Genomic DNA, 6215 nt, shown 5'->3' with positions numbered 1-6215 from the left:
TATCCATGTGTTGACTACCATTGAATTTAAATCCAAGTCTACCTGCTCGAAGATAATACCAAAGATGTCTCTCAGCATCTGTGCTATTTTTTCGTAAATCGCGAGCTCGCTGTCTTTGCAAAGGTTTGTCCATTTCCCTCTCCCCAACCCTCTCCCGCGAAAGGCATCATCATACTACTCAAACTCCTAGCGCGGGAGAGGGAGCAGATCGAAGTAAAATTGAAAAATATGTGAAAAAAAACTTCAGGGACGTTGCCTATTAAGCATTTGTCCCACCATCAACAGTAAGATTTGTTCCAGTGATATACCCAGCCTCGGGACTTGCTATGAAGGCAACCAAAGCTGCTACCTCATCTACCTTCCCATAGCGTTTCAATACAGTATTAGCCAGCTGGGGCTCAGCCCACTCGCTATTTGCAGGGTTTAAATCCGTGTCGATCGGGCCAGGTTGCACATTATTCACGGTAATATTTCGCTCACCAACTTCCCGAGCAAGCCCTTGAGTAAACATCCTTATTGCCGCTTTCGTAGCAGCATAAGTGACTAATCCTGGAGTTAATATACGTTCTCCAACACAAGAACCGATAGTTATGATACGCCCTCCAGAAGGCAGATGTTTCAAAGCAGCTTGTGTTGTTACTAAAACGCCAACCAAATTTAGATTAATAACCTGATTTATTTCTTCAATTGATGTTTCTTCAAAAGGTTTAGGAATCGCTGTGCCCGCATTGTTGACTAGGATATCGATGTGACCAAAAGTATTTATCACTTGCTGGAAAACTCCTTCAACTATGGTTAAATCTGTTGCATCTGCTTGGATGGCCATAGCTTTCCCGCCTGCTGATTCTATCGAACTAACTACTGATTGTGCTGCTTCAAAGTTTTTGGCATAGGTGATCGCTACATGAGCCCCATCTTTGGCTAACCGTTTTGCAATAGCCGCTCCAATGCCTCGTGATCCTCCAGTAACTAGGGCTACTTTGTTTTTTAGCTGATTCATTATTTTCTCCTTTTTAGTTATTCCTTTTTTTATGCTGGTATTTTCATATTTGAACAGTAAACCACTACGCCACTCGTCTTAAACTAAGAAACTCCTCTTCTGCTCTCAAGCGTCATGTAATCAATCTTTCCTGAAGGCAACACTGGAATCTTACTTCCAGAAAAAATTTTATGCGGTATTAACAATTCCGAATAGCTTTGCTCTTGTACTTTTTTAATGAAGCTATTCTTATTAGCATCAACCGCCTCACTAAACAATAAAATTTGCTCACCCTTCTTAGCACTTTTTTGTGATACAGCAGCATGTAATAATTCAGGCCAGATCGACGCAGCAATGCCTTCAACTGCGGTTAAAGAAATCATTTCACCAGCAATTTTGGCAAACCGCTTAGCCCGTCCAGCAATCGTAATAAAATTTTCTTCATCCATAGTGACAATATCACCCGTATCATGCCAGCCATCTTTAGGCGCATTAATCACGCCCTGCTTTTCAACAGAAAGATAGCCTTGCATGACATTAGGCCCACGTAAAAACAACCGCCCACCTTCAGTAATTCCATCAACAGGTTCAATACGATGCTCCATAAAAGGTAACATCATACCAACACTGCCAGGAGTATCAGCTAAAGGACAATTCATAGAAATTACAGGTGCCGTTTCAGTCGCACCATAGCCTTCAAAAATTTTCACCCCAAAACTCTCGATCCAGTTGCGAATTGTTTCAGGTTTCACTTTTTCAGCTCCTGCAAAAACATAGCGCACACTGCTAAAATCATGGCGTTCTGCAGCACGCGCATAGCCGGTTAAAAAAGTATCCGTACCAAACATGATGGTCGCACCACTTTGATATACTAGCCCTGGAATAATTTTATAATGCAAAGGAGATGGATAAAAAAAGCAACTAACTCCCGTTAATAAAGGCAAAATAGCCCCTGTAGTTAGACCAAAACAATGAAATATAGGCAAAGCATTAAAAAAAATATCGCGCGAAGAAAAATCAACCCTTGAGATAAGCTGCCAGCAATTAGCTTCTAAATTGGAATGACTTAAAGCCACACCTTTGGGAACTCCTTCAGAACCCGAAGTAAATAAGATCACACCAGTCTGCTCCGCACTTACTGGTGTGCCCAACCACTTATAGGTTAATGCAGGAAACATCCCCTTCACTAAACCAGATAATTTATGACCTAAATGAATTGATGATTTAAATTTTTCTAAAAAACGCACCGTCAAACCAGCATTTTGTAATTCCTCAACCAAACTCTCTAATTTAGCAGTAGCAATAAATTGTTCAGAGGTATATATGGTTTTGATTCCCGCAGAATGGCAAGCAGAAAGTAAATTATAAAATCCCATGCTAAAATTCAGCATGGCAGGAATACGCCGATAAGCATGTAATGCAAAAAAGGTCACCATTGCGGCAATGGTGGTTGGCATCATTACTCCAACAAATTCTCCAGTCTTAGTTTGGGTTTTGATCTGACGTCCCAAGATAAAACAACGCGCTATAAATTGTCTATAATTCAAAGGGTTACGGTTAATGTCTTCAATTTTTGCTTTACGTTTTATGCCTAAGTAAGCGCCATCAATTAATGCTGCGAATAAAGATTTAGGACAAAAACCATTGGCAAAAGTCAATTCACTAATCAAACGAAACAAACGCAGGCTTACTGTCGCTCTGTCTACTGGCTGGCTTTGGGTACATTCGAATGATTGGATGGGCAAAACATGCAAAATTACTTTCGGAAATAAACGGATACGATGCTTGTCCTTACCAATTGAAAAAATACTGTATTGCGCCCCATCAATACGTACAGGAATAACTGAAGCACCGGCTTTTTGTAAAACCAATGACGGTCCTTCAAAAACTCTTACACTATCCTCTTGCAAGCCAGTTCCTTGTGGAAAAATCACACAACGCTTGCCTGAACGAACCGCTTTAATCAATGCTTTAGCCGCATAGGCACGACTTGAATCAATCGCAATAATGTCGGCAAAAAGCGCCATTGCTCTCATCCACAATTTCCCTGCAGCACGAGGATGAATGGCTACAGTAATCTTTTCTGGTAAAAATGCTGCGAGCAATAGTAAATCAATTTTTGATGTTCTATTGGCAATAATAACTGAATTAGGTTCAGGGCAATAATCACCGTGTAATTCGACACGAAACCAACGGAGTAATACGGCTTTGATCCAACGTTGTGCACGAAGCTTTTGTCTTTCTTTCCAGCGAGTTTGTTCCATATTATTCTTTCTCTAATTATCAATTCGCATTTGGTTATACTCAATCACTCTTTATTTTGCAAGATTGTAACTTATCATCAGGTATAATAGACTGCTTCCTACCATGAAAAGAGTCTTAATCCAAGTGAGAGTATGAGGTTTTCATTTCCCCCATTGAAAATATTCTTTATTATTTTAGTCCTAATCACCTTGATTACGACTGCATTTTTATTTCAAAAATATTCTAGCGAAATTATCTTGTGGGTAAATCAACTCGGCTGGCTGGCTCCAGTACTTTTCTTAAGTCTCTATTGCCTCGCCACAGTCTTGTTTTTACCAACGATGATGATAACCTTTGCAGGCGGTGTTATTTTTGGCCCACTTGCGGGTACTGTACTTAATTTATTGGGTGCCACCTGGGGAGCTACCTGTTCTTTTTTGATTACTCGGCATTTAATTTCCGACTGGGTATTACAAAACAAAGGAACACGCATCAACAAACTCATTTATGAAGTGGAACAAAAAGGCTGGATGTCTGTAGCAATCTTACGTTTATTTCCGATTATCCCTTTTAATATAGTGAATTACGGCTTAGGAATGACCCAAATTAAATTTCGTACTTATCTAATAACTACCTTTATTTTTCTGATTCCACCAGAAATTATTTATACTTATTTTGGCTATGCAGGAATGGATATCTTTTTAACCCAAGGAACATTTTATCGTAATAGTGGTATTATTATTTCAGGATCAGCAATCCTCATTCTCTTCCTCATCAAATTAAGAATGCTCAACCCATTTAAGCGTGCAAAGAAGCCTTTAAATCCTCTATAATCGGGTGATTTGTTAGAAAAATCATTTCATCTAAAACACTACTCAAAAAAACTGCATCAGCCTCTGCGATTATCGCTTTGCCAAATGAAATTTCTCGACACAAAATATTATGCTGCTTAGCCCATTGAATCACGCACGAACGGGTAATACCTGGCAGTACTCCATCCGTCAGGCGGTGTTAATAAACCGTTGTGCGCAATCGCTTAGCCTTTGCCAATGCAATGCAATGCATTGTAGTATAGCGCGGTTTGGCCTGCTCCACCTTGAGCGTTTCAAATAAACCTTCACCTAAAAAAACGCGAGCATCTACTACCAACATTAAAGTATTCCCCTTCCCTTCTATGAGCATTTGAGTATGCATAATAGTAGGTTACTGACTAGTAGTCACCAAAATCATCTAACTCGTCACGCAAACGTTTTTCATCTAACATGCTTTCCAACCGCCTACGCGCATCGACTTCGCGATGCACTGACTCATCTGCTTTTGGTGCTGAATACAGTTCAGTATCTGCATCAAGGAATTCTTCTCCGATTTCCGCACCAGTACCATTATTATCTTCTTCAAACAAATCACTCATCTTTTTCTCTCAATGATTTATTAAAATAGGTCACAATACATGTGAAGCTGAAACGGCTATATACCTTATTTTTTTTTTCTTGCCTAGTATTTCGTCTACTTTAATAAGATTTAGAAGGGATACAGTACATAGTTTGTTCTATAACAAAACAAGATAAACAAATGAATTACAAGCTAAGAAGTGATGGCTGGAGGGAAGAGGAACCCCACACCAGACACAAAAAGTGGTATCTCCTTTAAGAGCTTGAACTTTAGGAATAAAAAAAAGATAATCAAAATAGCATAATCGAGGTATACATCCATGGTAGATCAAGTAAAAAAAGCAATTCGAGATACGATGAAGCAGATACGCTCCAAAATATCGCTTTCCTATCGCGCTACAGCTTCAAATCAAATTTGCGCACGCATACGTACTTTAGAGCAATATCGTTATGCCAAAAAAATCGCTCTTTATTTTGCCATCAACAATGAAATTGATTTAGACGGAATTTGGAGCAGTGCTCCTTTGCAAGGAAAATTTTGTTACTTCCCTGCAATTAATCAAGATAATTTAACACTTTCTTTTTTACCAGCAACACCGGCAACACCTTTTAAGAAAAACCGTTTTGGGATTCCTGAGCCAGACGTAAGTTTTGATTTAGCGATTCCTGTAGAAGAATTAGATCTCATCTTAATGCCTTTAGTTGCCTTTGATGTGCGTTGCACACGCTTAGGGATGGGAGCTGGCTTTTATGATCGCACTTTTAAAAATAAAACCAATTGCACACTTTTTGGAGTAGCATATCAATTCCAACGCGTTGATTATATTCAAACCCATCCTTGGGATATTCCTTTAGATGCAGTCATCACTCAACGCGCTATTTATTGGCGTAATCTCTCTTAACTTAAAGCGTCTGTGCCTATCTCACCAGTACGTACACGCACAACTTGCTCTAAATCATAAACAAAAATTTTACCATCACCAATTTTGCCAGTGTATGCAGATTTACAAATGGCTTCAACTGCCGCGTCCACCATTTCATCAGGCAAAGCCAGTTCAATTTTAATCTTGGGAAGAAAATCGACGACATATTCCGCACCACGATAAAGTTCAGTATGCCCTTTTTGCCGCCCAAAACCACGCGTCTCGGAAATGGTAATTCCAGGAACATTAATATCCATCAATGCTTCATGAACATCATCCAACTTAAAAGGCTTAATAATTGCTGTAATCATTTTCATAATATATTCCGCTGTGATTATACTTTTGTTAGACTCTTATAAAAATAAAAATGGAGTGATTATGTTCGACCCCAAACAATTTGACGATTTAGCCAAAAAACTTTTTGCGGCCCTTCCCCCCAGTCTACAAAACATTGAAAAAGACATCCAACAAAAGTTCAAAGAAGTACTGCAAGCCACATTTGCTCATATGGATCTCGTAACACGTGAAGAGTTCGATGTCCAAAGCAAAGTATTAGCACGAACTCGTGAAAAGCTGGATCAAATTCAGAAACAAATTGATGAATTAATGAGTCAAAAAACCAAGAAAAAACATTAGGACGGCACATAAATAAATTGATGGCAGGAAAATCCATCAACA

Annotated in this window: 10 protein-coding genes; 3 read left to right on the top strand and 7 right to left on the bottom strand. The window is 39.1% G+C overall.

What is annotated here, in order from left to right:
- From QM652_RS05685 to QM652_RS05675, 3 genes are all read right to left on the bottom strand, one after another.
- A partial coding sequence (locus tag QM652_RS05685; RefSeq protein WP_415073717.1) for a DUF559 domain-containing protein occupies positions 1-133 on the bottom strand: 133 nt, incomplete at its 3' end.
- 126 nt (positions 134-259) lie between these two features.
- Positions 260-1000: an SDR family NAD(P)-dependent oxidoreductase gene (locus tag QM652_RS05680; protein WP_415073713.1), complete on the bottom strand. Its 741-nt coding sequence runs from the start codon at positions 998-1000 to the stop codon at positions 260-262.
- 83 nt (positions 1001-1083) lie between these two features.
- Positions 1084-3243 (bottom strand): AMP-binding protein, encoded by a 2160-nt coding sequence (locus QM652_RS05675; protein ID WP_415073711.1) that lies wholly within the window; start codon positions 3241-3243, stop codon positions 1084-1086.
- A gap of 132 nt (positions 3244-3375) precedes the next feature.
- Here QM652_RS05675 and QM652_RS05670 point away from each other — a divergent pair, with 132 nt between their 5' ends.
- Positions 3376-4056 (top strand): TVP38/TMEM64 family protein, encoded by a 681-nt coding sequence (locus tag QM652_RS05670; protein ID WP_415073709.1) that lies wholly within the window; start codon positions 3376-3378, stop codon positions 4054-4056.
- Here QM652_RS05670 and QM652_RS05665 read toward each other — a convergent pair.
- The 3 genes from QM652_RS05665 to QM652_RS05655 are packed head-to-tail and all read right to left on the bottom strand — an operon-like array spanning position 4022 to position 4634.
- The gene (locus QM652_RS05665) at positions 4022-4228 is read right to left on the bottom strand and encodes an aminotransferase class IV (RefSeq protein ID WP_415073715.1); all 207 of its coding nucleotides are present in this window, start codon (positions 4226-4228) and stop codon (positions 4022-4024) included. The two genes, QM652_RS05670 and QM652_RS05665, sit on opposite strands and share 35 nt — an antisense overlap.
- Before the next feature lie 6 nt (positions 4229-4234).
- Positions 4235-4405 carry a hypothetical protein gene (locus QM652_RS05660; protein WP_415073707.1) on the bottom strand — a complete coding sequence of 57 codons (171 nt, stop codon included), beginning with the start codon at positions 4403-4405 and terminating at the stop codon, positions 4235-4237.
- Between the two features lie 28 nt (positions 4406-4433).
- Positions 4434-4634, bottom strand: a complete 201-nt coding sequence (locus tag QM652_RS05655; RefSeq protein WP_415073705.1) for a PA3496 family putative envelope integrity protein — start codon at positions 4632-4634, stop codon at positions 4434-4436.
- A gap of 300 nt (positions 4635-4934) precedes the next feature.
- On the opposite strand from QM652_RS05655, the gene QM652_RS05650 reads away from it, so the two are divergent.
- Positions 4935-5516 carry a 5-formyltetrahydrofolate cyclo-ligase gene (locus QM652_RS05650; RefSeq protein WP_415073703.1) on the top strand — a complete coding sequence of 194 codons (582 nt, stop codon included), beginning with the start codon at positions 4935-4937 and terminating at the stop codon, positions 5514-5516.
- Here QM652_RS05650 and QM652_RS05645 read toward each other — a convergent pair.
- A complete protein-coding gene (locus tag QM652_RS05645) occupies positions 5513-5854 on the bottom strand; it encodes a P-II family nitrogen regulator (RefSeq protein ID WP_415073701.1) in 342 nt (113 codons plus the stop codon). The two genes, QM652_RS05650 and QM652_RS05645, sit on opposite strands and share 4 nt — an antisense overlap.
- A gap of 61 nt (positions 5855-5915) precedes the next feature.
- On the opposite strand from QM652_RS05645, the gene ubiK reads away from it, so the two are divergent.
- Positions 5916-6173, top strand: a complete 258-nt coding sequence (gene ubiK, locus QM652_RS05640; RefSeq protein WP_415073699.1) for a ubiquinone biosynthesis accessory factor UbiK — start codon at positions 5916-5918, stop codon at positions 6171-6173.
- The last annotated feature ends 42 nt before the right edge of the window (positions 6174-6215 follow it).

This window comes from Legionella sp., from assembly GCF_047605385.1.
In the GTDB taxonomy this organism is placed as follows: domain Bacteria; phylum Pseudomonadota; class Gammaproteobacteria; order Legionellales; family Legionellaceae; genus Legionella.
The sequence above is the reverse complement of the archived record's forward strand: the minus strand, read 5'-3'. Positions and strand labels throughout refer to the sequence as shown.